Genomic DNA, 25,653 nt, shown 5'->3' on the forward strand with positions numbered 1-25,653 from the left:
ACCAATGAGTAATCCACTACGCGATGCCCGCGACCGGCGGCTTAACCGCATTGCCGGTCCGGGCGCGCTGGTGTTCTTCGGAATCACCGGCGACCTTGCCCGCAAGAAATTGATGCCAGCGGTCTACGACCTGGCCAACCGCGGGCTGCTCCCCCCAAATTTTGCCATCGTCGGCTTCGGCCGCCGCGACTGGAGCGCCGAGGACTTCGCGAACCAGGCCCGTGAATGGATCCTGGCCAGTTCCCGAACCCCGTTCAATGAAACGGTGTTCGCCCAGCTGGCCTCCGGCATGCGCTTCATTTCCGGCGCATTCGACGATGACGACGCCTACCAGAAGCTCGCCGAAACCCTCGACGAGCTGGCGGAGTCCCGCTCCACCGGGCGCAACCACGCCTTCTACCTCTCGATCCCGCCCAGCTGGTTCGAAATCGTCTGCCAGAAGCTCTCCGAGCACCACCTGGCCAACGATTCAAACCCGGGCTGGGAACGAGTGGTCATCGAAAAGCCCTTTGGCCACAACCTGCAAAGCGCCCGCGAGCTGAACCAGATCGTGGAATCCGTCTTCCCTGCAGACCAGGTGTTCCGCATCGACCATTATCTGGGCAAGGAAACCGTGCAGAACCTGCTGGCCCTGCGCTTCGGCAACCAGATGTTCGAGCCGCTGTGGAATAACAAGTACGTGGACCACGTGCAGATCACCATGGCCGAGGACATCGGCATCGGCGGACGTGCCAGCTACTACGACGGGGTGGGCGCGGCCCGCGACGTCATCCAGAACCACCTGCTCCAGCTGCTGGCGCTGACCGCCATGGAGGAGCCCATCTCCTTCAATGCCGATCACCTGCGCAGCGAAAAGGAGAAGGTGCTCACCGCCGTCCAGCTGCCTGAGGATCTGGGCGCTGCCAGCGCGCGCGGCCAGTACACCTCCGGCTGGCAGGGTGCCGAGGAAGTCGTAGGCTTCCTCGATGAGGAAGGCTTCAACCCGAAGTCCAAGACCGAAACCTACGCTGCGGTGCGCTTGAACATCAACACCCGCCGCTGGGACGGCGTGCCGTTCTACTTGCGCGCCGGAAAGCGCCTGGGACGACGCGTCACCGAGATCGCGGTGGTCTTCAAGAAGGCTCCGAACCTGCTGTTCACCGATCACGAGGATGACGAGTTCGGCCAGAACGCGTTTGTGATCCGGGTTCAGCCCGATGAGGGCGCGACCATCCGCTTCTCCTCCAAGGTGCCCGGCACCCAGATGGAGATCCGCGATGTCACCATGGACTTCGGCTACGGCAACGCCTTCACCGAATCCTCCCCGGAAGCCTACGAGCGCTTGATCCTGGACGTGCTGCTCGGCGAGCCGCCGCTGTTCCCGCGCCATGAAGAGGTGGAGCAGTCCTGGCGCATCCTCGATCCGTTCGAGGAATACTGGGCAGCGCAGCCAAACCAGCCCGATCCCTATGCTCCGGGATCCTGGGGCCCAGCCAGCAGCGATGAGCTGATGGCCAAAGATGGAAGGACGTGGCGACGCCCATGATGATCGATCTTCCCAACACCACCACCTCCAAGGTGGCCAAAAAGCTGATCTCCTCGCGCCGCACCCACGGCGTGGTAGCCCTCTCCCGGGTATTGACCCTGGTGGTCATCACCCGCGAGGGGTTTGCGGAGAACGCCATCGAGGCCGCCAACTTGGCCAGCCGCGAGCACCCCTGCCGCATCATCGTGGTGGTGCGCGGCAATGCCAGCGAGAAAAACCGCCTGGATGTGCAGATCCGCGTGGGCGGCGACGCCGGCGCTTCGGAGGTCATCGTCATGCGCACCTACGGCCCGGATGTGGTGGCCGACGAGGCGCTGATCTCGGCCCTGCTGCTGCCTGACGCCCCGATTGTGGCCTGGTGGCCACATGGCGTGCCGAAGGATCCTTATGGCACGGCCTTGGGCAAGCTCGCCCACCGGCGGATCACCGACTCCGCCGAGATGGACGACCCTACCGCCTCGCTCTTTGGCCGCATCGACACCTACCAGGCCGGCGATACCGACCTGGCATGGACCCGCCTGACCTTCTGGCGCGCCCAGCTGGCCAGCATCATCGACCTAGTGGGCACCGAGGGCCTGACCGGCATCACCGTGAAGGGCTCAGAGAATTCTCCCTCCACCACGCTGCTGGCCGCCTGGCTGACCATGTGCCTGGATGTTCCGGTGACCATTGCCGCGGACAAGACTACCGGTGGCCTGTCCAGCGTGCGGCTGTCCCGCGAAGACGGGGACGTGGAGCTCTCGCGCCCTTCCGGCGCGGTGGCCCACCTGTACCTGCCTGGTTCCGCCCCGCAGCGGATCTCCCTGCCGCGGCGCTCGGTGGCCGAATGCCTCGCCGAGGAAATGCGCCGGCTGGATGCCGACGACGTCTTCGGCGAAGTCATCACCAAGGGCCTGAACCTCACCAACCTCAGGAGCGTTGTCCCCAGTGATCGCTAGGCAAATCACCATCCATGAAGATGTCGCCTCCACTGCGCACGCCATCGCCGCCCGGCTGATCACCTCGATCACCGACGCGATCGCTGCCCGTGGAGTCGCGCATGTTGTCGTCACCGGCGGCACCCTGGGCATCGCTTCGCTCGTGGCTCTCGCGCAGAACCCGGCCAGGACTTCGGTGAACTGGTCCCAGGTGCACTTCTGGTGGGGTGACGAGCGCTTTGTCGCCAGCGACAGCGCCGATCGCAACGTGCTGCAGGCCGAGCCGCTCTTTGCTGCCTTGGATGAGCTGGGCCTGGACCGCGGCACCGTGCACGCCATGGGCGCCAGCGACCAGTTCGACAGCGCCGAGCAGGCCGCCGCCGCGTACACGCAGCTGCTGGCGCAAGAAGCACCGGAAGGTTCGGCCTCGCCCGCCTTCGACGTGCTGATGCTGGGCATGGGGCCGGATTCGCATGTGGCGTCGCTGTTCCCCAACCACACGCGCTCGGATGAGCTCGGGGCCATCGCGGTCCACGACTCCCCCAAGCCGCCACCGCATCGGGTGACCCTGACCATGGGCACCATCAACACCGCTCGCGAGGTGTGGCTGGTGGTAGCCGGCGCCGACAAGGCTCCGGCCTTGGCCGCGGCCTCCCATGAAATCAACGAGTCGGCCGTGCCGGCCAGCGCCGTGCACGGCACGGAAGCAACCCGCTGGATCGTGGATCGCGCCGCATCAACACTGCTCTAGCGAGCACCGCAAGGCCGGCTCCTGGAACCCCTGGTTCCCGGGGCCGGCCTTTGCGCTAAACACCGTCATCAAGGATCTTCATGCCTGAATTGCCCTCCCCGCTCAAGGTCACCGTCATAGGCTCCGGAGTCATCGGCCTGTCCACCGCACACGAGCTGGCCTCGCACGGCCACAAGGTGCGCGTGATCAGCGACCAGGAACCGCTGCAAACCGTCTCGGCCATCTCAGCTGCCATTTGGTTCCCGTATCATTCGGAGAACTCCCCCGCCGCCGACGTGCTGCTGGCTCGAACCCTGGCCCGCTTCAAGGCCCTTTCCCTGATTCCGGAGACCGGCGTCGACCTGCGCTTCGGCATGGATATCGAACGCCGCGCGGACGCTGATCGTTCCTGGGCCAAGCATGTGGCCGACTCCGCCGTGGTCGACGCCGCCTTGCTGCCCGAAGGCGCGCTCAGCGCCACCAGCGGCACGGTCCCGGTCATCACGATGCCCACCTACCTTTCCTGGCTGCAGGACCAGTGCCAGCGCCACGGCGTGGAATTCGAGCAGCGTACCGTGAATGCCATTGGCGATCTGCGGGCCGGCGCCGATGCAGTGGTGCTTGCCGGCGGGATGCGCTCAGGCGAGCTGCTGGGCGATGACCACAGCGTGTATCCGATTCGCGGCCAGGTGATCCGGCTGACCAATTCCGCGGGACTGCGCAACTGGCTCAGCGACGACGACCACCCAGGGGGCGTCTGCTACATCATTCCGCGCCGCGATGACATCATCGTGGGCGGCACCGATGCCGCCCACGACACCAACCTCGAAGTTGATGCGCAAACAGCTTCCGACATGCTCGCCCGAGCCATCAGCCTGGTTCCGCAACTGGCCCACTGCGAGGTTCTGGAGCACAAGGTCGGACTGCGCCCTGCGCGGGAAACGATCCGCCTGGAACGGGTTTCCGGCCAGGATATGACGGTGATCGCGGCCTATGGCCACGGTGGCGGCGGGGTCACCCTCTCCTGGGGCACAGCGCAACGCGTGGTGGAATTGCTCGACGCCCCGGCGCAAAGCACACATCAGTAAATCCGGACTTCACGCCCTGTCAACACCACGTTTTCCACCGCAGGATATATTCGGCACAGCGCACCGGCTTCCCCGATGCATCCACGAGGCAAAACACCAGCACCAGTGGTGCATGGGATTTTCGATGACGCTTCAACGTCATGGGCGAGGACAGATAGCCTGCCTTAGAGTAATGTCACCTTTCACGCACCACCAGTGGAAATCCATATCCGTCCGAAGACCAGGAGAGCAGCACATGTCGCACCCCATCGACGCCTTCGAACTCCGCGATGCTGCAGCCGCACAGACTGCGCCAACGCCTGTACAGTTTCGCCAAGCCCTGCTGCGCCATCTGCAGTACACGGTCGGCAAGAGCCCGCAAAAAGCTTCGCTCTTCGACTGGCGGATCGCCTTGTCCCACGCGGTGCGCGACCACGCGGTCGACCCGTGGTTCAACGCCACCCGGCGCACCTGGGACGAAGACCGCAAACGGGTCTACTACCTGTCGATGGAATTCCTGATCGGCCGGCTACTGGAGGACCAAGCCATCAATTTGGGACTGCGCGAGGTCGTGGTGCAAGTACTGGGCGAATTCGGCTTGAGCTTTGCCGAAGTGGCTGAGGGCGAGCCTGACGCAGCCTTGGGCAATGGCGGTTTGGGCCGCTTGGCCGCCTGCTATCTGGAATCCATGGCCACCATGGGATGCCCGGCCTACGGGTACGGCCTGCGCTACGAGCATGGGCTGTTCCGCCAGCACTTCGAAAATGGGCAGCAGATCGAAACCCCGGAAAACTGGCTGGCCACGGACAACCCCTGGGATTTCACCCGCCCCGAGGTCACCTACCCGGTGGGCTTCGGCGGCGCACTGACCGAGCACAACGGCGCATGGATCTGGTCGCCGGGCTCCCAGGTGCTCGCTTCTGCCCATGACACTCCAGTTGTCGGCTACGGCGGGAAATGGGCCAACACTTTGCGGCTTTGGGCGGCCATGCCCAGCGCCGACCTGTTCGATCTGAACCGCTTCAATGCCGGGGACTTCGCCGCGGCCTCCGAGCCGGAGGCGCTGGCGCGCAGCCTGAGCCGGGTGCTCTACCCGAATGACACCACCGACGGCGGCAAGGAGCTGCGGCTCTCCCAGGAATACTTCCTGACCTCTGCTTCCGTGCAGGACATCCTGCGCCGCTACCTCGCGGCCCATCAGGATCTGCTCAAGCTGCCCGAGTTTGTTGCCATCCAGATGAACGACACCCACCCGGCCATCGCCGGCCCCGAACTGATCCGCCTGCTGGTCGACGAGCACGGCGTCAACTTCGACACGGCAGTGCAGACCGTGACCGAAGTGCTGGGCTACACCAACCACACCCTGCTGCCCGAGGCCCTGGAACGCTGGAGCGTGGGCTTGATGCGCAAGGTCCTCCCGCGCCACCTGCAGATCATCGAAACCCTGGACACCCAGTTCATCCAGTTGCAGGGCTCTGTCCCCAACCCGGTGCGCCTGGTCAGCAACGACCAGGTCAGCATGGGCGATCTGGCCTTCGCCACCAGCCACAAGGTCAACGGGGTCTCGGCACTGCATACCGAGCTGGTCAGCAAGGACTTGTTCCCGGTGCACAACGAGCTCCATCCGGGGCGCATCGTGAACATCACCAACGGCATCACCCCGCGCCGCTGGCTCAAGCAGGCCAACCCGTCGCTGGCCTCGCTGATCACCGACACCATAGGCGCAGGCTGGGAAACCGACCTGGAGCGGCTTCGCGAATTGGAGCCTAATGCCGATGATCCGGCCTTCCGCGATGCCTTCGGACGCAGCAAGCGCCAGGCCAAGGAGCATTTCACCGGCTGGCTTGCCCAGGAGCACGGAATCGAGCTGCCTGCCGACGCGCTATTCGACGCCCAGGTGAAGCGGCTGCACGAATACAAGCGCCAGCTGCTCAATATCCTGTGGACCATTGCGCACTGGCAGCGGATCAAGCGCGACCCGCAGGCCGGCTGGGCTCCGCGCGTCAAGATCTTCGGCGGCAAAGCCGCCCCGAGCTACCATATGGCCAAGCTGATCATCCAGCTGATCAACGACGTCGCCGAGCTGGTCAACAAAGACCCGGAGACCAGTCATTTGCTGCGCGTGGTCTACCCGCCAAACTACGGCGTCTCCATGGCGGAGAAGCTGATCCCCGCAGCGGATCTCTCCGAGCAGATTTCCACGGCCGGAATGGAGGCTTCGGGCACCGGCAACATGAAGTTTGCGCTCAACGGCGCGCTGACCATCGGCACCCTGGACGGGGCCAATGTCGAAATCCGTGAGCACGTTGGAGCGGAGAACTTCTTCCTCTTCGGACTCACGACCGAACAGGTCGCCGAGCGCCGTGCCCAGCCCGGTCACGCACGCACCGCGCTGGAAGCCAGCCAAACCCTGCGCGATGTGCTCCAAGCCATTGCGGAGGGCGTATTCAGCCCCGATGACCGCCATCGCTACGATGGATTGCTTGATGCGATGTGGAACAGCGACTGGTTCCTGGTGGCCTCGGACTTCGAGGACTACGACCGTGCGCAAAGCGAAGCGGCTGCCTGCTATGGCGACCCTGCACGCTGGCAGCGGATGGCCATCCTCAACGTCGCCCGCATGGGATATTTCAGCTCCGATCGCTCAATTCGCGAGTATATGTCGCAAATTTGGAACGTGGAATCCGCTCTTTAGCCCGGCACACTCGGTCACGGCAAGTCATACAGCTTTGACCTGCGTCATCTTAAGGTCAGGGTGCCCCGATTGTGCTTGGATGAGAGCAATCGAAACAGCAAGGAGTCCCAATGAAAGACGAGGACAAGACGCTTTCGGTGCTCAACGCCCAGCAGGTACGCCTGTTGGCCCAGGGGCGGCACCCGGATCCCTTCGCTGCGCTCGGCCCCACCAACGACGGCAAAAATGTGGTCGTGCGCCTTCCGGGAGCCGAGCAGCTATGGCTGTTCAACGCCACCGATGAAGTCCAGCTTCTTGCAGATGCAACCGACCCGGCGCTGTTCACCGGTCCGGCCTTGCCCTACTACCGGTTGCGCATCCGCTGGGCTTCGGGGCAGCTGGAAGAACGCGACGACCCATACCGCTTTGGCCCAGTCATGGGCCAGCTCGATGAGCATCTCATCGGCGAGGGCGGGCACCAGAGCCTCTGGAATGCGCTCGGCGCCCACCTGGTCACCCACGAAAAAGTGCCCGGCGTGCACTTTGCGCTCTGGGCACCCAATGCCCAAAGGGTCTCGGTAGTCGGCGATTTCAACGCCTGGAACGGCACCGCGCACCCGATGCGGTCGCGCGGCGCCACCGGTGTCTGGGAGCTCTTCCTGCCCGGGCTGGATGAAGGCGTGGTCTACAAGTACGAGATCCTTGGCCCAGACGGCACGCTGATGCCGCTGAAGGCCGACCCCGTCGGCTTCGGCTCCGAGCACCCGCCAGCCACCGGCTCGGTGGTGCGGCACCTGGGCGCCCACCAGTGGCAGGACCAGCAGTGGGTGGCCCGGCGCGAGGAAATCAACTCCGTCGACGCCCCGATCAGCATCTACGAGGTGCATCTGGGTTCCTGGCGCCGCAGCGACAACGAATCGCTGAGCTACCTGCAGCTGGCTTCGCAGCTCGTGGACTATGCCGCGGATCTGGGTTTCACCCATATCGAGGTCATGCCGGTCAGCGAGCACCCCTTTGACGGGTCCTGGGGCTACCAGCCCATTGGGCTCTTCGCCCCGACCATCCGCTATGGTAGCCCGCAGGACTTCGCCGCCTTTGTCGACGCCGCGCACGCCCGCGGGCTCGGGGTGATCGCCGACTGGGTGCCCGGGCACTTCCCCACCGACCAGCACGGCCTGGGCCGTTTTGACGGCACCGCCCTGTACGAGCATCTCGATCCGCGCGAGGGGTTCCATCCGGACTGGAACACGCTGATCTACAACTACGGACGGCCCGAGGTGCGCAACTTCCTGGTGGCCAACGCGCTGTACTGGCTCGGGGAATACCACCTCGACGGGTTGCGCGTGGACGCGGTCGCCTCGATGATCAACCGCGACTACTCGCGTGCCGAGGGCCAGTGGATCGCCAACAAGGACGGCGGCAACGAGAACTACGAAGCGCTCGACTTCCTCAAGCAGACCAACGTGGCCAGCTATGGGCAGCATCCGGGCATCGCGATGATCGCAGAAGACTCCACCGCCTATCCCGGGGTCACCCGCCCGGTGGATGCCGGGGGCCTGGGCTTTGGCTACAAGTGGAACCTGGGCTGGATGAATGATTCGCTGGAGTACTTCGGCAAGGATCCGGTCCACCGCAAGCACCACCATAACCAGCTGACCTTCGGCATCACCTACGCCTTCAGCGAGAACTTCCTGCTGCCGATCAGCCATGACGAGGTGGTGCACGGCAAGGGGTCGATGTACTCGCGGATGCCCGGCAGCCATGCCGACAAGCTCGGCAACCTCAAGGCCTTCTATGGCTACATGTGGGGCTACCCCGGCAAGAAGCTGCTGTTCATGGGCCAAGAATTCGGGCAGCACAGCGAATGGAACTACAAGGGCGAACTCGACTGGGGCGTGCTCGATGATCCCGGCCATGCAGGGGTGCTCGCACTGGTGCGCGACCTGAACCGGCTCTACCGCGAACAGCCCGCCCTGCACCGGCGCGACACCCAATCCGAAGGATTCCAGTGGCTGCTCGTCGACGACGTGGAGCACCAGGTCTTCGCCTGGCTGCGCCGCGGCGAGCCTGGCGACCCCCATGTGGTCATCGTCCTGAACCTGACCCCGGTTGAACGCACCGGATTCCGCATCGGGTTCCCGGTGGCTGGACGCTGGGTCGAGGCCTTGAACACCGATTCCGAGTGCTATCACGGGGCCAATCGCGGCCACGGCGGAGCCATCGAAACCGAAGCTGTCCCCGCTGGCGGCGAGGCACAGTCAGCACTACTTACGCTCCCACCTTTATCGGCAATCTATTTTGTGGAGGAACGCTCATGAATACTGCTCCCGATACCCGCCACCTGATCGGGGCGCCGCCGCGCCTCTCCAGCCAGGCGATGGCCTTTGTTCTGGCCGGCGGCCGAGGCAGCCGGCTCGAAGAGCTCACCGACCGCCGCGCAAAACCGGCGGTCCATTTCGGCGGCAAGTCGCGCATTATCGATTTCCCGCTCTCGAACGCCCTGAATTCAGGGGTTCGCAAGATGGCCGTCGCCACCCAATACAAGGCGCACTCGCTGATCCGCCATATGCAGCGCGGCTGGGGCTTCTTCCGGGCCGAGCGCAACGAGTACCTGGACATCCTTCCTGCCAGCCAGCGCGTCCAGGAAAACAAGTGGTATCTGGGCACCGCGGATGCTGTCACGCAAAATATCGATATCGTCGACGACTACGACATCGAGTACGTGATCATCCTGGCCGGGGACCATGTCTACAAGATGGACTACGAGATCATGCTGCGCCAGCATGTGAACACGCAGGCTGATGTGACCATCGGCTGCCTGACCGTTCCGCGCGCCGAAGCCACCGGCTTTGGCGTCATGCACGTGAACGGCAACGGCCGAATCGTTGATTTCCTGGAAAAGCCGGCGGATCCTCCCGGGATGCCTGACGATCCGGAGATGGCACTGGCCTCTATGGGCATCTACGTATTCAACTGGAAATTCCTGCGCGAGTTGCTGCTGGACGATGCCGAAGACCCGAGCTCAAGCCACGACTTCGGCCACGATCTCATCCCCGCCATCGTGAAGAACGGCAGCGCCTACGCCCACAAGTTCACCGACTCCTGCGTCATGAGCGGGCTGGAGACCGAGCCATACTGGCGCGATGTGGGCACCATCGATTCGTTCTGGCGGGCGAATCTTGACCTGACCGAGGTCGTCCCCTCGCTGGATCTGTACGACAACAGCTGGCCCATCTGGACCTACGCGGAGTTGACGCCTCCGGCAAAATTCATCCACGATGACGAGGCCCGGCGAGGGCATGCGATCGAATCGCTGATCTCGGGCAATTGCATCCTTTCCGGTGCCGAAGTCCACAAGTCGCTGTTGTTCACCGGGAACCGGGCCCACTCCTTCTCGAAGCTGGACCAGGTCGTGTCGCTGCCGAACGTCGATGTGGGGCGCAATGCCGAGCTGGCCAGGTGCGTGATCGACAGCCGGGTGCGCATTCCCGAGGGCCTGATCGTCGGCCAGGACCCGGTCGAGGATTCGAAATGGTTCCGCCGCACGGATTCCGGCGTGGTGCTCATTACGCAGCCCATGCTCGACCGCCGGGCCGCGGTGCTCGACGGCCGCCTGGAATTGGGCGCCGATGCGCTGGAGGGGAAGTAGGAACCCGATGGCTAAAAGACAACTCCGCGTGCTGTCTGTCGCCTCGGAATGCGCTCCGCTGGTGAAAACCGGCGGACTCGCCGATGTGGTTGGCGCCCTGCCGGCGGCACTGGAACCGCTGGGATGGCGCAGCCGCATCCTGTTGCCTGCCTATCCGGGCCTGCTCGAGCGGGTGGGCCGCACCCGGCGGATTTGGCGCGAAGAGAACCTCTTCGGCGGCCCAGCCTCGGTCCGTTCCTGCCGCTACGAGGGGCTGGACCTCCTGCTGCTGGATGCCCCGCATCTCTACGACCGGCCCGGCGGACCATATATGGTCGATGGGCACGACCACCACGACAACCACGTGCGTTTTGCTGCGCTGTCCTGGGTGGGTGCCCGCCTGGCCATCGAAGGGACCTCCGACCGCTGGCGGCCGGATGTGGTGCATGCCCACGATTGGCAGGCCGGGCTGGTGCCCTCGTACCTGAAGTACGCCGGCGCCCAAACGCCCAGCCTGCTGACCATCCACAATATCGCCTTCCAGGGAATCTTCGGCCCTGACCAGCTGGATGCTTTGCACCTTCCGACATGGGATTTCCATCCGGACGCCTTGGAGTACCACGGACTGGTCAGCACCCTGAAGGCGGGACTCGTCCATGCCTCGAAGGTGAGTACCGTGAGCCCGAGCTATGCCCAGGAGCTGACCCGCGAGGAGTTCGGCTTCGGGCTCCAGGGGGTCGTGTCCATGCGCGGCGAACGCGGGGAACTGAGCGGGATCCTCAACGGCATCGACACCGAGGTCTGGAACCCTGCCACTGATCCGGCGATAGCCAATTATTCCGCGGCAGATCCTGGTGCCAAGGCCGCAAACCGGCAAGCGCTCATCGAGGAATTCGGCCTTGAAGAACCTGCCGGCCCGCTGGCGGTGGTGGTCACCAGGCTCACCCATCAAAAGGGCGTGGACCTGCTCCTGGAGAAGCTGCCGGCGTTCATCGAATCCGGTGGCGCCGTGGTGGTGCTCGGCTCCGGGGACCCCGGCTACGAGTACGCGCTGGGCGAGCTGGCGGCCCGCTATCCGCAATCGGTGGGCCTGCACATCGGCTACGACGAGCCAATGAGCCACCGGTTATATGCCGGCGCCGATTTGGTGCTGGTGCCCTCCCGATTTGAGCCTTGCGGGCTGACACAGCTCATCGGGCTGCGCTACGGCGCCATCCCCCTGGTGGCCGCCACCGGCGGGCTGCGGGACACCGTGGTGGACGCTACGCCCGAGCATCTGGCGGACGGGTCCGCCACGGGCTTCACCTTCAGCGACATTGACGCGGGCGGCCTGGGATTTGCCCTCGGCCGTTCGGTGGACCTGTATGCGGATCGCGAAGCATGGGAGCGGCTGCGCGCCCGGGCCCTGAAGACCCCAGTGGACTGGGGCACGTCGGCGGCCATCTATGCCCAGCTGTTCACGGAGCTCATCTGATGGCCGGAGCCCCGGCGGGGGCGACTTCCGCCGGCCGTCCCTGGCCGCTGGGTGTCACCGTGGATTCTGCCGGGGCGAACGTTGCCGTCTATGCTCCTGCGGCCAGCGCTCTGTACTTTTGCCTGTTCCCGGAAGGGGACCAGCAATCCGAACAGCGCCTAGCCATCCCCTATCGCCAGGACGGCATTTGGCACGCCCATTTTTCCGGCCTGGGCGCTGGGACTCGCTATGGGCTGCGCGCCGACGGCGAGTTCCGCCCGGCCGATGGCCTGTGCTTCAACGTCAACAAGCTGCTCATCGACCCTTACGCCCGGTCCTTGGACCGCCCGGTGCGCTATCACGAGCTGATGAAAGGCACCCAGCGCGCAGACAACGAAGACCACGGCTCCCAGTTGGATCCGCGCGACAGTGCAGCGGTGGTGCCCAAGGGCATCGTTGCCGGACCGCCGGCAGGGCCGGACCCAGTGAGCAACCGACCCGGACACGACCTGCCTGATCTGGTGATCTACGAAACCCATCTGAAAGGAATCTCGGCGGCGCATCCCGAGGTTCCGGCCCAGCTGCGCGGAACCTACGCCGGCATGGGCCATCCGGCGGTCATCGAGCACCTCCGCCACCTGGGGGTCACGGCCGTTGAGCTTTTGCCGGTGCAGGCCTTCTTCGACGACGAGCATATTGTGAAGAAGGATCTGCATAACTACTGGGGCTATCAGCCGGTGGCCTGGTTCGCCCCGGAACCCCGCTACGCCCAGCACGATGCCGTGTCCGAGCTTCGCCAACTGGTTCATGCCCTCCATGAAGCCGGCATCGAGGTCATTCTCGACGTGGTCTACAACCATAGCGGCGAAGGCGGGGCCGATGGTCCTACCCTGAACCTGCGCGGCCTTGATAACACCGGGTATTACCGCCTGCTCGAGGACAAAGGCCACTATGCCAACGACAGCGGCACGGGCAATACCCTGGCAGTCCATTCCCCCATGGTGCTGCGCATGGTGCTGGACAGCCTTCGCTATTGGGCGCAGACTTTCGGCGTCGACGGCTTCCGCTTTGATTTAGCCACAGCGGTCGCCCGCGGCCCGCAGGGCTTCGACGCGCAAGGCGCCTTCCTGCAGGCCATCGCCCAGGATCCGGTGCTCGCCACGCTCAAGCTGATCGCCGAACCCTGGGACCTGGGCCCGGGCGGCTACCAGCTGGGGAATTTCCCTGCCCCTTTTGCCCAGTGGAACGACCAGTTCCGTGACGGGGTGCGCCGGGCCTGGCGCGGCGACGTGCTGGGACAAGCCAATTTCGGTGCGTTGCTGCTTGGATCCGCGAACCTCTTCGAGAACTCCGGGCGCAGCACCGCGGCAGGTATCAACTTCATCAGCGCCCATGACGGGTTCACGCTGCACGACACGGTCACCTACTCGCACAAGCACAATGAGGCCAATGGCGAGGACAACCGGGACGGCCACGATGAAAACCACTCCGATAATTTCGGGGTGGAAGGCCCCGCCAACGACCCAGCCATTGCTGAGGCCCGCGGCCTGCGCGTCCGCGGCATGCTCGCCACGCTGCTCCTTGCCCAGGGCGTGCCCATGCTTTTGGCCGGCGATGAACTGGGCAACAGCCAGTGCGGCAACAACAACGCCTATGCCCAGGACAATGAATTGGGCTGGCTCGACTGGTCGGCCACGGACCGCGAGCTGATGGACTATGTGCGGCGGCTCGTTGATGTGCGCCGCCGCCTCCCGCTGCTACGCCAGCGCGGCTTCCTGCATGGTCAGGTGCGCGCCGACGGTCTGCCCGATGTGGCTTGGTTGTGCCCGGATGGATCCACACCTGATGCCGAGCACTGGCAGAATCCGGGCTTTCGTTCGCTGGCCCTCCAGCTGCGCGGCGGCGCCCGCGACCCGCGCGGTGAAGCCCTCGACGGAAGCGTCCTGATCATTTTCAACCTCGGCGGGGACTGCGAATTCCAATTGCCCGGCACTGGCGGCGCAGCCCCCTGGCAGCTCGAATTTGATAGCGCCGCGCCCGGACAGCCAGCAGGCACCGTATCAGAACGATATGCCGCCAAGGCCCAATCTGTTGTGGTGCTCAACTGCGGCGGGTAGCGCACAGGATTTGAACTGGATCCGAGTGGGGCATCCCCCTGGCGCAACTCCCCCGGTCATTCCCGCCTGGTCCGGATACGCGTAGCTCAAGACGTGCCGAGATCCATGAAGCTGCTTGCCATGCCACCCCGGCCCAGCTTGCGGAAGCTGGGCAGTTGCGCCGCCTGCGTCCGCAAAAACGCGAGATCGAACACAAAATGTGCGGGACATCACCATTGACTGGTCTTTGCGTGGGCGTAGTATTTCAATTCGTACTACGCATCCCGCACTTTCGCGAGACGCTGCTTCTATCATTGCGACGTAAATGCCCTTCATCAAACTTCGGCCCCTGGCTCCGCTGGGCCACAACGCCTCGGCCAAGCCTGCGCGCTTGGTCGCATTCATGTTTGCTGCCGCAATTCTCCTCGGCGGCCTGCTGCTTTCCTCGCCGCTGTCCAGCGCCAACGGCGAGTTCACCCCGCTGATCGACGGCATCTTCACCGCCACCTCGGCAGTCTGCGTGACCGGCCTGACCGTGCTTGACACCGCTACCGACTTCACGCCCTTCGGCCAGATCGTCATTCTGCTGCTGATTCAGGTCGGCGGGCTCGGCTTGATGCTGATTGCCTCCTTGCTCAGCATGCTGGTCATGGGGCGCATCGGGTACCTGACCAGGCTCTCAACCCAGCGTGAAAGCAATGCGGTCAGCGGCTCAGACGTCCGTTCCGCCGCCATGGTCATCATCAAGGTATCCCTGATCATCGAGTCGATTGTGGCCCTGCTCCTCGGGGTGAGGTTCTGGGCCGGATACGGCTATGACCCGCTCAAGGCCTTATGGCACGGCGCCTTCCATGCGGTCTCCTCGTTCAACAACGCCGGTTTCGCGCTGTATTCGAATAACCTGATGGATTTTGTTGCGGACCCCTGGCTGTGCCTGCCGATCAGCCTGGCCATTATCCTCGGCGGGCTGGGATTCCCGGTGCTCGTCCAGCTCAGGCGCCATTGGAACAACTCCTTGAAGTGGAGCATGAATACCAGACTGGTGCTGCTGATGACGGTCCTGTTGCTGGTCCTGGGCACCGTGTTCATCACGGCCATGGAATGGAACAACCAGGACACCCTCGGACGGCTCGACCCGCAGGAGCGGATCCTGGCTGGCTTCTTCCAATCCGTGCAGACCCGTACGGCCGGATTCAACTCCATCGACATCGGTGCCATGCACCCTGCCTCATGGCTGGGGATGGATGTCCTGATGTTCATCGGAGGCGGTCCGGCCGGCACCGCCGGCGGCATCAAGATCACCACCGCGGCCGTTCTGCTGTTCATCATCATCACCGAGCTGCGCGGCGAGACGGCCGTGAATGTGCTGGGCAAGAGGCTGTCTCGTTCGGTGCACCGCCAGGCAATCACCGTGGCCCTGATGGGCGTGGCAGCGGTGTTCACCGGAACCATGGGGCTGCTGCTGCTCACCGGGTACACGCTGGATCGCTGCCTCTTCGAGGCCACCTCCGCTTTCGCCACAGTGGGACTGTCCACCGGAATCACCCCAGACCTGCCCGATGCCGCCAAGGGGATTCTTATCGCCCTGATGTACCTGGGCCGCGTCGGCGTGCTATTGCTCGGGTCGGCCCTGGCCCTGCGCGACCGCAAGGCCCTATTCGAACTACCTAAGGAAAGGCCAGCCATTGGCTAAGCTACTGAATTTTCGCAATGACACCAGAGGACTGGCCAACGCCGATTCCGTTGCGGTGATCGGCTTGGGCCGCTTCGGCGAGTCCCTGGCCTTGGAACTGATGAAATCCGGCACGAACGTGCTGGGCATCGATACGCTGGAACAGAATGTCCAGGCCCTGAACGGGGAGCTGACCCAAGTGGTGCGTGCCGACGCATCCAATCGCGAAACACTGGAACAGCTGTCCATCCAGGAATTTGACTGCGTAGTGGTAGCCGTGGGCAGCCACCTGCAATCATCCATCCTGTGCTGCTCGCTATTGGTGAGCATGGGCATTCCGCAGATCTGGGCGAAGGCGCAGGATGACCGGCATGGGTTGATCCTGGAGCAGCTGGGCATCCACCACATCGTGTATCCGGAAAAGGACATGGGCAAGCGGGTGGCCCACCTGGTCCGCGGCTCGCTGATGGATTATTTGGAGGTTGATCCGGGGTATGCCATGGTGAAGATGACTGCGCCCGCGCAGCTGCACGGCGTCAAGCTCAGCGATGCCGGGGTGCGCAACAAGTTCCGGGTGACCATCGCGGCCACCACCAACGCCGCCGGGGAATGGGTCAATACCGATGGCAACACGGTGCTGCATACCGGGGACCGGATCCTGGTGCTCGGTTCTATTGCCGATACGGAGAATTTCGGCCGCCTGCCCTGATCCGGGATATGGCAATGGGCGCCTTCCACTTGATGTGGAAGGCGCCCATTGCCGTTGCTGCTGAAGACCGCGAATCAGCCTTCGGCGCTGAATCTCAGGACCAGGGCCAGGCCGATAATCACGGCGCCCCAGATAAGACCGAGAATAATGGTGATGCGATTCAGGTTGCGCTCGGCAACACCTGAAGAGCCCATTGAGCTGGTCATACCGCCGCCGAACATGTCCGACATACCGCCACCACGACCCTTATGAAGCAGGATCAGGAGGGTGAGCAAGACACTGGTAATGCCCAGCAATACCTGCAAAATGATCTTGATGATATCCAAGTCGACGGTTCCTTAGCTAGATTCAGTCGGTCACGAGGTGATGCTCGAACCTGACAATATTAGCAAACTCCTCGGCGTCGAGGCTGGCTCCGCCAACCAACACGCCGTCAACGTCACGCTCGCGCATGATCGCTGCCGCGTTTGCTGCCTTAACACTACCGCCATAAAGCAGTTGGGTCTTCTCGGAAATTGCTTCGCCGAAGCGTTCAGCCAATGCACCGCGAATCGCCGAGCACATTTCCTGCGCGTCGGCCGGACCAGCAACTTCACCGGTACCGATGGCCCACACTGGCTCATAGGCGATGACCAGGTTTTCAGCCTGCTCAGCGCTCACGCCTTCCAGCGATTCAGCCAACTGGTTCAAGGTGAAAGCGACATGCTCGCCAGCCTTGCGAACCTCCAGGCCTTCGCCAACGCAAAGCATTGGAGTCAGCTCGTGTCGGTATGCGGCTGCCAGCTTGGCTGCAATCACATCGTTGGTTTCGTTGTGGTACTCGCGGCGTTCCGAGTGGCCGACCAGCACGTAGGAGCAACCCAGCTTGTTCAGGAACTGACCGGAGATTTCTCCGGTGTAGGCACCCGAATCATGTGCCGACAAATCCTGGGCGCCGTAAACGACCTCCAGCTTGTCGCCCAGGACCAGGGTCTGAACACCACGAATATCCGTGAATGGCGGGAATACTGCCACTTCAGCACGATCGTAGTTGTGCTCGTGGTCCTTGAGGGTCCAGGCCAGCTTCTGGACGAGGGTGATGCCCTGGACATGGTCCATGTTCATCTTCCAGTTGCCAGCGATCAGTGGCTGGCGCACGTAGGCGCCGTTCTGCGAAATGGTCATTTCCTAGCCTTCCAATGCGGCAACGCCCGGCAGGGTCTTGCCTTCGAGGTACTCCAATGAAGCGCCGCCACCGGTGGAGATATGACCGAAGTCCTCCTCCGAGAAGCCCAATGCGCGGACAGCCGCAGCGGAATCGCCACCGCCGACAACGCTGAATGCTTCTGAGTTTGCCAGTGCCTGCGCAACGGTGCGGGTACCTTCAGCGAACGCCGGGATCTCGAAGACGCCCATAGGGCCATTCCAGAACACGGTGTTGGCGCTGGTGATGTAGCTTGCAAACTGCTCGGCCGACTTTGGCCCGATGTCCAGGCCCAATCCGGTGGAGCCGAAGCTTGCCTCTTCGATCTTGTCAGCAGGCAGGATCTCGTGTGCCGCGTCGGCGCCGAACTTCTCGGCGACAACAACGTCAACGGGAACGATGATCTCGCAGCCCAGCTGCTCGGCGCGCTTGAGGTATTCCTGGCACACAGCAATCTGGTCTTCTTCGAGCAGCGAGCCGCCAATGGCGTAGCCCTGTGCCTTCAGGAAAGTGAAGGCCATGCCGCCGCCGATCAGCAGCTGATCGGCCTTGCCCAGCAGGTTGTCGATCACTGCAAGCTTGTCCGATACCTTCGAACCGCCAAGCACCACCACGTAGGGGCGCTTTGGAGCTTCGGTCAGGGTCTTGAGGACCTTGACCTCGGTAGCCACCAGGTCGCCCTGGTAGCTGGGAAGCAGGCTGGCAATGTCGTAAACGGATGCATGCTTGCGGTGCACAGCGCCAAAGGCGTCGTTCACGTAAGCGCCGTTCTCGCCGGTCAGAGCTGCAAGCTCCTTGGCGAACTCTTCACGCTCTGCGTCGACCTTGGAGGTCTCGCGAGCGTCAAAGCGGACGTTTTCAAGGACAAGAACGGAGCCTTCTGCAAGTTCTGCCGCGGCCTTGCGAGCGGATTCGCCCACAACATCCTCGGCGACCGTTACGTCGAAGTCAGCCAGTTCGTTCAAGCGCTGTGCTGCAGGTGCGATCGAGTACTTCGCATCAACCTGCCCCTTGGGGCGGCCCAGGTGCGCCATCACGATGACCTTGGCACCTGCTTCAACCAGCTTGGTGATGACCGGCAAAGATGCGCGTACGCGGCCGTCATCGGTCACAGTTTCACCGTCGAGCGGCACGTTCAGGTCGCTTCGGACCAGAACGTGCCGTCCGCGGACACCGTTGTCAGCGATCAATTCGTCAATAGTGTGAGAAGACATATCTCTAGGTTATCGACTAGAGGCTTGATCCCACGAATCCAACGAGGTCAACAAGTCGCGAGGAGTAGCCCCACTCGTTGTCGTACCACGAAACAACCTTCACGCTGTTGCCCATGACGGTGGTCAGGCCGGAGTCGAAGATCGACGAGTTCGGGTTGGTGACGATGTCCGAGGAAACCAGTGGATCGGTCGAGTACTCCAGAACGTCCTTCAATGGACCCTCGGAAGCGGCCTTCTCGAATGCAGCGTTGATTTCCTCAGCGGTTGCGGTGCGAGCCAGGTTGACGGTCAGGTCGGTTGCCGAACCGGTTGGAACTGGAACGCGCATGGCGTAGCCGTGCAGCTTGCCCTTGAGCTCTGGCAGTACAACGCCGATTGCCTTGGCGGCACCGGTCGAGGTAGGGATCAGGTTCAGTGCGGCTGCACGAGCACGACGTGGGTCGCTGTGCGGTGCATCCTGCAGGCGCTGGTCGGCGGTGTATGCGTGGATGGTGGTCATCAGGCCGTCAACAATGCCGAATTCGTCGTTCAGCACCTTGGCCAGTGGGGCCAAGCAGTTGGTGGTGCACGAAGCGTTCGAGATGATGTTGTGGTTTGCAGGATCGTACTTGTCCTGGTTCACGCCCATCACGATGGTGATGTCTTCATCGGTGGCTGGAGCCGAGATGATGACCTTCTTTGCACCGGCGGCGATGTGCTTCTTGGCATCTGCTGCCTTGGTGAAGAAGCCGGTCGACTCGATGACTACGTCGACGTTCAATTCCCCCCATGGGAGGTTTGCTGGATCGCGCTCGGAAAGGACCTTGATGCGGCGCTCTCCGACGACGATGGTGTCGCCTTCTACGGAAACTGCCTCGCCGACTGGGCCGAGTACAGAGTCAAACTTCACAAGGTGAGCAAGCGAATCGATTGAACCAAGGTCGTTGACGGCGACAATCTCGATGTCTGCCTTATGGGCCAATACTGCACGCAGGAAGTTGCGTCCGATACGACCGAAACCATTGATTCCAACACGGGTTGTCACGTGACTATCTCCTCTAAACGGGATGATTGCGCCACGTCCGCACGTAGACGGAAGTGGCCTTCTTTGTGAGGACACTCCGTTGTGCCGTGCTTTGCGGATCCCAGTGGATCACTGGGATCCGCAACACACTTGAAACATTCTACGCTATTTTGGCGCTGAATGTGAGCTAACTTACCAGATTAATTATTTACCCGGAACGATCAGCGATGCTGCACCGTTGCGGGCAGCTTCAAAGCGAGCCTGGACGTCTGCCCAGTTCACGATGTTCCAGAAGGCCTTGACGTAGTCAGCCTTCACGTTCACGTAATCCAGGTAGAAAGCGTGCTCCCACATATCCAGCATCAACAGCGGGGTGGTTGCCACTGGGATGTTGCCCTGCTGATCGTATAGCTGCTCGATAACCAGCTGGCCGCCGAGTGCGTCGTACGCCAGGACAGCCCAGCCCGAGCCCTGCAGGCTCATGGCTGCTGCGGTGAAGTGGCCGCGGAAGGCATCGAAGGAACCGAAGAAGTCGTCGATGGCTGCAGCCAGCTCGCCCTCTGGCTTGTCGCCGCCCTCTGGGGACAGGTTGTTCCAGAAGATCGAGTGGTTGGTGTGGCCACCGAGGTGGAATGCCAGGTCCTTGGACAGCTTTGGAATGTTGCCGAACTCGCCCTTTTCGCGAGCGTCAGCCAACTGCTCCAGCGCCGAGTTTGCACCTGCAACGTAGGCTGCGTGGTGCTTGGAGTGGTGCAATTCCATGATGCGAGCCGAGATGCTTGGCTCAAGTGCGGCGTAGTCGTACTGCAGTTCTGGCAGTGAATAAACAGCCATGATTCTCCTCAATCTTCTCAATTGGTTGAATCTCCGCGGGAGGTCTCCCACGGGGACATTTTTAGTGTTCCAGTTCGTCTAATGGAACGCTGGACTCCGTACCTGGTATTCCCAGATCACTGGCTTTTTTGTCCGCCATGGCCAAGAGGCGGCGGATTCGGCCAGCAATGGCGTCCTTGGTCATCGGAGGTTCGGCCATGCGGCCAAGCTCATCCAACGAGGCCTGCTTGTGCTCCAGGCGCAGCAGCCCGGCATAACGCAAATGCTCGGGAACCTCATCACCCAGAATGGCAAGCGCACGCTCAACGCGGGCGCCGGCAGCCACCGCTGCCTGCGCGCTGCGGCGCAAGTTGGCATCATCAAAGTTCGCCAACCGGTTGGCCGTAGCGCGTACCTCTTTTCGCATGCGGCGTTCTTCCCAGACCATCAAAGCATCGTGGGCACCCATGCGGGTCAATAGTTGCGCGATTGCATCGCCGTCGCGAATGACTACGCGGTCAACACCGCGCACCTCGCGCGCCTTGACAGTCAGGCCCAATCGACGCGCCGCACCCACCAGAGCCAACGCGGCTTCTGGACCGGGGCAGGTAATTTCAAGCGCTGAGCTTCGGCCAGGCTCGGTCAATGAACCGTGAGACAAGAATGCGCCACGCCAGACGGCTTCGGCGTCAGCTGTTGAGCCATTGACAATGACCGAGGGCAGTCCGCGCACCGGCCGCCCGCGCTGGTCGAGAAGTCCCGTCTGCCGGGCTAGAACTTCACCGTCTTTTGCCACGCGGACAATGTATCGACTGCCCTTGCGGATGCCAGAGCCGGAGACCATTACGATCTCTGCTTCGTGGCCATATAACTCGCCAATGGCAAGCTTCAGGCGGCGGGCCGTCGCAGCCAGATCCACCTCAGCTTCAATGACAATTCGCCCGGAGACAATATGCAGTCCCCCGCTGAAGCGGAGCATCGTCGAAACCTCGGCCTTGCGGACCGATGGCTTGCGAATCTCAACCCGCGACAGCTCGTCTTTGACGGAAGCCGTCAATGCCATGAATCAAACTCCCTTACTTGGATCTTCCTAAGATCCGATCGCGGTAAACACCTCATGATAGGCCGCCGCTAGTCGCAACGGGTCGTGCACTGCACGACCGTCAGATACTCCTACTGTACTAAAAAAGACCCGTGCGCCGAGTTTTTGCGCTGCCAGCTCAAATCTCTGGCGATTGTGAATCTTGGACCCATCGGCAATGATCGCGTCAAAAGTCACATCCGGTGCATACCGGCCGAGCACCTCCAAGTGAGCGGCCGCATCCATGCCGGTGGTTTCTTCCGTTTCCATCGACAGGTTCATGGTCAGTAGTTTCTTCGCTGTTGTCGATGCAATGGCCCGCCGCATGTCCGGCAAGAGCAAATGAGGCAGTACCGAGGTGTACCAAGAGCCCGGGCCAAGGATGACCCAATCGGCAAGCTCGATGGACTCCAAGGCTTCAGAACAGGCCGGCGCATCCGATGGTTCCAGATGAACATTCGTGACCAGTCCCCCGGAGCCAGCGCGCGCCAATTTTGCCTGGCCGTCGATCCGCCGGCGTACCAGCGAATCGCTTTCGTCGGACTCGAGCACTTCACCATGAATGGACAGCGGGACAGTGCTCATCGGCAGGACCTGGCCGCGAGCGCCAAGCAATGCGCCGGCCCACCGCAGGCCTGCCACGGGGTTGTCCAGCAACTCCCACAAGGCCAGGATCAGCAGGTTGCCCACGGCGTGCCCGTTCAGCGGCTCGTCCTGGTTCGCGTCGGATTCGAAACGATGTTGCATGACATCGCGCCATGTACGGCCCCAATCGTTGTCATCGCACAACGCGGCTAATGCCATGCGCAAATCCCCTGGGGGCAAGACGTCGAAGGACCCGCGCAAGCGGCCCGAGCTGCCGCCATCATCAGCTACCGTAACCACAGCGGTCAGATCGGTGGTCAACCTGCGCAGCGCGGACAACGAGGCATAGAGGCCATGTCCTCCACCGAGCGCCACCACTGACGGGTTGCGCTGGTCATTGCCCCGGGATAGGCCTTGTATCGAAATTGGACCTGTTGCAAAAGCCATGGCAGCTACTCGCGTCCCAAGTCGCGATGGCTGATGCTCACGCGAACATTCGGGAACTGCGCAAGGCGCCGTCCAAGTTCGATGGTTGTTGCCACTGAACGGTGCTTGCCACCGGTGCAGCCCACCGCGATGGTGGCGTAATGCTTGTTTTCCCGGCGGTAGCCTTCGAAGACAGGCTCCAAGGCCTTGAGATAGTTCTCAATGAAATCCCGGGTGCCTTCCTGGCTGAGCACATACTCCGAAACTTCTTTGTCCTTGCCGGTCTGTGGACGCAGCTCGGGAACCCAGTGCGGGTTCGGGATGAATCGAACGTCAGCCACGTAATTGGCATCGGTCGGCAGGCCGTATTTGAAGCCGAAGCTCATGACGTTGATGCGAAGAATGATTGGGCCGGATTCGCTGAACAATTCGTTGATCGAGCGCGCCAGGTCGTGCACCGACATCGAGGAGGTGTCCAAGATGATCTCGGCGGCTTCGCGAAGCTGTTCGGTGATGCCGCGTTCGCGGGTAATCCCGTCAACGATGCGCCCGTCACCCTGCAGCGGATGCGGGCGACGCCCCTGCTCGAAGCGGCGGATCAATACGTCGTCGCTGGCGTTGAGGTAGACCAGCCTGAATTTCACGCCGCTGGAGGTCAGGTGTGCCAGGGCATCTCGGATCTCCGGGAACATTTCCTTCGAGCGAACGTCCATGACAACGGCCATCTTGGGAATGGAGCCCTGAGAACGGCTCATCATTTCGGTCAATGGTCCAAGCATGGCCGGTGGCAGGTTCTCCACCACATACCAGCCCTGGTCTTCCAGAGCATGGGCGACCGTGGTACGACCGGCACCTGACATGCCAGTTACGATCACTAGTTCAGACTCAGGCGGTTTTACAGCTTCATACTCAGCGCTCATATTCCAAGGCTAGTCGACAATTTCGCCTGTCGTCATATTCACGCTTGGACGTGAAGCATCCTCAAGGCTTTCTTTGATGACGGTGGCAAGCTTCTGACCGATGCCAGGAACTTGAGTCAGCTCGTCGACGTTCGCAGCACGAATCTTTTTCATTGAGCCGAAGTGCTTGCGCAATGCCGCCTGCTTGGCTTTCCCGAGTCCGGGCACCGCGTCCAGCTCGGAGGAAATCATTGACTTCGCCCGCTTCTCGCGATGGAACGTGATGGCAAACCGGTGCGCCTCATCGCGAAGCCGCTGCACAAGGTACAGGGACGCCGAAGCACGTGGAAGGATGACCGGGAAGGGATCATCGGGAAGCCAGAGCTCTTCCAAGCGCTTGGCGAGTCCGACCACTGGAATGTCGTCAATTCCGAGATCGTCCATGGCCTTCTGGGCCGCGGCGACTTGCGGCGGCCCGCCGTCCACGATGACCAGTGAGGGCGGATATGAGAACTTCTTCTTTTCGACCTCGCCGATCGAGCCATCCTCGACGGCCCCGGTTACGAAGGCCGATGGATCGACTTTTTCTTTCAAGTACCGACTGAAGCGTCGATATATTACGTCGTACATGCTCGCGGTATCATCGCGTGCCGCATCGCCGGTGATGGAAAACTTCCGATACTCGCTCTTTTTTGGGAGCCCGTCTTCGAATACCACCATTGACGCCACAACGTTCGTGCCTTGCGTATGCGACGCGTCGTAGCATTCAATGCGCAGCAAGGCCTGTTCGGCGCCGAGTGCTTCTTGCAGTTCCTGCATGGCCAATGAACGGGTAGTGATGTCGCCAGCCCGTTTGGACTTGTGCAATCGCAAGGCCTGTTCGGCGTTTTCCTTCACGGTTCCGGCCAGCGCCGCCTTGTCGCCGCGTTGCGCTACGCGTAGCGAGACCTTGGAACCGCGCAGATCCGAGAGCCAGGTGGTCACATCGTTGATATCCTCGGGCAGTGTCGGAACCAGGATCTCGCGAGGGATCCGATCGGCGTGATCCGCATAGATCTGGGTCAGCAGCTGCTCGACGAATTCAGCATCGGAAGCGTCGGATACCTTTTCAACTACCCAGCCTCGTTGCGAGCGAATTCGGCCGTCCCGCACGTGGAAAACCTGCACCGCAGCTTCCAATTCGTCCCCATGGACCCCGAAGATATCGGCCTCAGTGCGATCGTCCAAGACAACGGCATTCCGTTCAAAAACGCGGTTCAGCGCGGAAATGTCGTCTCGATAGCGAGCGGCTTGTTCGTATTCGAGTTCGGCGACGGCTTCCTGCATTTTTACCGTGAGCGCCTTGGTGAACTTGGTTGCTTCACCGCTCATGAAGGTGCACAGGTCGTCAGCCAGTTGACGGTGGTCTTCTTCGCTTATGCGCCCTACGCAGGGTGCCGAGCACTTGTCGATGTAGCCGAGCAAGCATGGGCGCCCGGACGCTTCGGCACGCTTGAAAACGCCGGGGGCGCAGCTGCGGACCGGGAATACGCGTAAAAGGGTGTCCAGGGTTTCTCGAATGGCTTTGGCCGGATAGAAAGGGCCAAAGTACTTGACGCCCTTGCGCTTGTCGCCTCGCATGACAAGAGCACGGGGGTACTTTTCATTCAAGGTCACCGCAAGATATGGGTACGTTTTGTCATCGCGGAAAACGATGTTGAATCTGGGGTTGTATTCCTTGATCCATACGAATTCCAGCTGCAGAGCTTCCAACTCGGATCCAACAACGGTCCACTCGACACTGCCCGCAGTGAAGACCATGGCTCGCGTTTTGGGCGTGAGGCGGTCGGGGTTAGCGAAGTACGAAGTGAGTCGATTGCGCAAAACCTTGGCTTTGCCAACATAGATCACACGGCCATGTTCGTCGCGGAACCGGTACACGCCGGGCTTTGTTGGAATATCCGAGGTCTTCGGACGGTAACTTGCTGGATCAGCCATA

The 25,653-nt window shown here is 62.2% G+C and carries 20 protein-coding genes; 11 read left to right on the top strand and 9 right to left on the bottom strand.

Going from position 1 to position 25,653, the window contains the following annotated elements:
- Positions 1–4: 4 nt before the first annotated feature.
- The 11 genes from zwf to AC6CHO_RS00115 all read left to right on the top strand — a co-directional run bounded on the left by zwf (position 5) and on the right by AC6CHO_RS00115 (position 16,471).
- Positions 5–1,525 carry a glucose-6-phosphate dehydrogenase gene (gene zwf / locus AC6CHO_RS00065; RefSeq protein WP_498213058.1) on the top strand — a complete coding sequence of 507 codons (1,521 nt, stop codon included), beginning with the start codon at positions 5–7 and terminating at the stop codon, positions 1,523–1,525.
- Positions 1,522–2,463 carry a glucose-6-phosphate dehydrogenase assembly protein OpcA gene (locus tag AC6CHO_RS00070; protein WP_498213059.1) on the top strand — a complete coding sequence of 314 codons (942 nt, stop codon included), beginning with the start codon at positions 1,522–1,524 and terminating at the stop codon, positions 2,461–2,463. Before zwf ends, AC6CHO_RS00070 begins: the two co-directional genes overlap by 4 nt.
- The gene (gene pgl / locus AC6CHO_RS00075) at positions 2,453–3,193 is read left to right on the top strand and encodes a 6-phosphogluconolactonase (protein ID WP_498213060.1); all 741 of its coding nucleotides are present in this window, start codon (positions 2,453–2,455) and stop codon (positions 3,191–3,193) included. Before AC6CHO_RS00070 ends, pgl begins: the two co-directional genes overlap by 11 nt.
- Positions 3,194–3,273: 80 nt before the next feature.
- Positions 3,274–4,260 (top strand): NAD(P)/FAD-dependent oxidoreductase, encoded by a 987-nt coding sequence (locus tag AC6CHO_RS00080; RefSeq protein ID WP_498213062.1) that lies wholly within the window; start codon positions 3,274–3,276, stop codon positions 4,258–4,260.
- A 235-nt stretch (positions 4,261–4,495) separates the two neighbouring features.
- Positions 4,496–6,934, top strand: a complete 2,439-nt coding sequence (locus AC6CHO_RS00085) for a glycogen/starch/alpha-glucan phosphorylase (protein ID WP_498213063.1) — start codon at positions 4,496–4,498, stop codon at positions 6,932–6,934.
- A gap of 110 nt (positions 6,935–7,044) precedes the next feature.
- Entirely contained in the window at positions 7,045–9,231 is a 2,187-nt protein-coding gene (gene glgB / locus AC6CHO_RS00090; protein WP_498213064.1) for a 1,4-alpha-glucan branching protein GlgB, read from the top strand.
- Positions 9,228–10,562, top strand: coding sequence for a glucose-1-phosphate adenylyltransferase (gene glgC, locus AC6CHO_RS00095; RefSeq protein WP_498213066.1), 1,335 nt, complete (start codon positions 9,228–9,230; stop codon positions 10,560–10,562). The genes glgB and glgC overlap by 4 nt, the downstream gene beginning before the upstream one ends.
- 7 nt (positions 10,563–10,569) lie before the next feature.
- Positions 10,570–12,015, top strand: coding sequence for a glycogen synthase GlgA (gene glgA / locus AC6CHO_RS00100; RefSeq protein ID WP_498213067.1), 1,446 nt, complete (start codon positions 10,570–10,572; stop codon positions 12,013–12,015).
- Entirely contained in the window at positions 12,015–14,111 is a 2,097-nt protein-coding gene (glgX, locus tag AC6CHO_RS00105; RefSeq protein ID WP_498213068.1) for a glycogen debranching protein GlgX, read from the top strand. Before glgA ends, glgX begins: the two co-directional genes overlap by 1 nt.
- Positions 14,112–14,415: 304 nt before the next feature.
- Positions 14,416–15,783, top strand: a complete 1,368-nt coding sequence (locus AC6CHO_RS00110) for a TrkH family potassium uptake protein (protein WP_498213070.1) — start codon at positions 14,416–14,418, stop codon at positions 15,781–15,783.
- Positions 15,776–16,471, top strand: coding sequence for a potassium channel family protein (locus AC6CHO_RS00115; RefSeq protein ID WP_498213072.1), 696 nt, complete (start codon positions 15,776–15,778; stop codon positions 16,469–16,471). Before AC6CHO_RS00110 ends, AC6CHO_RS00115 begins: the two co-directional genes overlap by 8 nt.
- A gap of 74 nt (positions 16,472–16,545) precedes the next feature.
- On the opposite strand, the gene secG is transcribed toward AC6CHO_RS00115, so the two are convergent.
- The 9 genes from secG to uvrC form a co-directional block, all read right to left on the bottom strand.
- A complete protein-coding gene (gene secG, locus AC6CHO_RS00120) occupies positions 16,546–16,797 on the bottom strand; it encodes a preprotein translocase subunit SecG (protein ID WP_013349244.1) in 252 nt (83 codons plus the stop codon).
- 22 nt (positions 16,798–16,819) lie between these two features.
- Positions 16,820–17,635: a triose-phosphate isomerase gene (gene tpiA, locus AC6CHO_RS00125; protein WP_444663502.1), complete on the bottom strand. Its 816-nt coding sequence runs from the start codon at positions 17,633–17,635 to the stop codon at positions 16,820–16,822.
- 3 nt (positions 17,636–17,638) lie between these two features.
- On the bottom strand, positions 17,639–18,868 hold the full coding sequence (locus tag AC6CHO_RS00130) for a phosphoglycerate kinase (protein ID WP_498213073.1): 1,230 nt from the start codon (positions 18,866–18,868) through the stop codon (positions 17,639–17,641).
- A 16-nt stretch (positions 18,869–18,884) separates the two neighbouring features.
- Positions 18,885–19,892 (bottom strand): type I glyceraldehyde-3-phosphate dehydrogenase, encoded by a 1,008-nt coding sequence (gene gap / locus AC6CHO_RS00135; RefSeq protein ID WP_060701847.1) that lies wholly within the window; start codon positions 19,890–19,892, stop codon positions 18,885–18,887.
- 183 nt (positions 19,893–20,075) lie between these two features.
- Positions 20,076–20,705, bottom strand: a complete 630-nt coding sequence (locus AC6CHO_RS00140) for a superoxide dismutase (RefSeq protein ID WP_060701848.1) — start codon at positions 20,703–20,705, stop codon at positions 20,076–20,078.
- Positions 20,706–20,766: 61 nt separating this feature from the next.
- Positions 20,767–21,747: a DNA-binding protein WhiA gene (gene whiA, locus AC6CHO_RS00145; RefSeq protein ID WP_444663496.1), complete on the bottom strand. Its 981-nt coding sequence runs from the start codon at positions 21,745–21,747 to the stop codon at positions 20,767–20,769.
- 27 nt (positions 21,748–21,774) lie between these two features.
- Complete coding sequence (locus tag AC6CHO_RS00150) at positions 21,775–22,797, bottom strand: gluconeogenesis factor YvcK family protein (protein ID WP_498213075.1); 1,023 nt, start codon at positions 22,795–22,797, stop codon at positions 21,775–21,777.
- 5 nt (positions 22,798–22,802) lie between these two features.
- Entirely contained in the window at positions 22,803–23,696 is an 894-nt protein-coding gene (gene rapZ, locus AC6CHO_RS00155; protein ID WP_060701851.1) for an RNase adapter RapZ, read from the bottom strand.
- A 9-nt stretch (positions 23,697–23,705) separates the two neighbouring features.
- Positions 23,706–25,652, bottom strand: coding sequence for an excinuclease ABC subunit UvrC (gene uvrC, locus AC6CHO_RS00160; RefSeq protein WP_444663492.1), 1,947 nt, complete (start codon positions 25,650–25,652; stop codon positions 23,706–23,708).
- Position 25,653 lies beyond the last annotated feature (1 nt).

Source organism: Glutamicibacter sp. GQ173 (assembly GCF_059759215.1).

What these genes read in the sequence shown, in the direction of transcription:
- zwf (WP_498213058.1), top strand. Translation starts at nt 5, where the DNA reads ATGAGTAATCCACTACGCGATGCCCGCGACCGGCGGCTTAACCGCATT.
- AC6CHO_RS00070 (WP_498213059.1), top strand. Translation starts at nt 1,522, where the DNA reads ATGATGATCGATCTTCCCAACACCACCACCTCCAAGGTGGCCAAAAAG.
- AC6CHO_RS00080 (WP_498213062.1), top strand. Translation starts at nt 3,274, where the DNA reads ATGCCTGAATTGCCCTCCCCGCTCAAGGTCACCGTCATAGGCTCCGGA.
- AC6CHO_RS00085 (WP_498213063.1), top strand. Translation starts at nt 4,496, where the DNA reads ATGTCGCACCCCATCGACGCCTTCGAACTCCGCGATGCTGCAGCCGCA.
- glgB (WP_498213064.1), top strand. Translation starts at nt 7,045, where the DNA reads ATGAAAGACGAGGACAAGACGCTTTCGGTGCTCAACGCCCAGCAGGTA.
- glgC (WP_498213066.1), top strand. Translation starts at nt 9,228, where the DNA reads ATGAATACTGCTCCCGATACCCGCCACCTGATCGGGGCGCCGCCGCGC.
- glgA (WP_498213067.1), top strand. Translation starts at nt 10,570, where the DNA reads ATGGCTAAAAGACAACTCCGCGTGCTGTCTGTCGCCTCGGAATGCGCT.
- glgX (WP_498213068.1), top strand. Translation starts at nt 12,015, where the DNA reads ATGGCCGGAGCCCCGGCGGGGGCGACTTCCGCCGGCCGTCCCTGGCCG.
- AC6CHO_RS00110 (WP_498213070.1), top strand. Translation starts at nt 14,416, where the DNA reads ATGCCCTTCATCAAACTTCGGCCCCTGGCTCCGCTGGGCCACAACGCC.
- tpiA (WP_444663502.1), bottom strand. Translation starts at nt 17,635, where the DNA reads ATGACCATTTCGCAGAACGGCGCCTACGTGCGCCAGCCACTGATCGCT.
- AC6CHO_RS00130 (WP_498213073.1), bottom strand. Translation starts at nt 18,868, where the DNA reads ATGTCTTCTCACACTATTGACGAATTGATCGCTGACAACGGTGTCCGC.
- AC6CHO_RS00140 (WP_060701848.1), bottom strand. Translation starts at nt 20,705, where the DNA reads ATGGCTGTTTATTCACTGCCAGAACTGCAGTACGACTACGCCGCACTT.
- whiA (WP_444663496.1), bottom strand. Translation starts at nt 21,747, where the DNA reads ATGGCATTGACGGCTTCCGTCAAAGACGAGCTGTCGCGGGTTGAGATT.
- AC6CHO_RS00150 (WP_498213075.1), bottom strand. Translation starts at nt 22,797, where the DNA reads ATGGCTTTTGCAACAGGTCCAATTTCGATACAAGGCCTATCCCGGGGC.
- rapZ (WP_060701851.1), bottom strand. Translation starts at nt 23,696, where the DNA reads ATGAGCGCTGAGTATGAAGCTGTAAAACCGCCTGAGTCTGAACTAGTG.
- uvrC (WP_444663492.1), bottom strand. Translation starts at nt 25,652, where the DNA reads ATGGCTGATCCAGCAAGTTACCGTCCGAAGACCTCGGATATTCCAACA.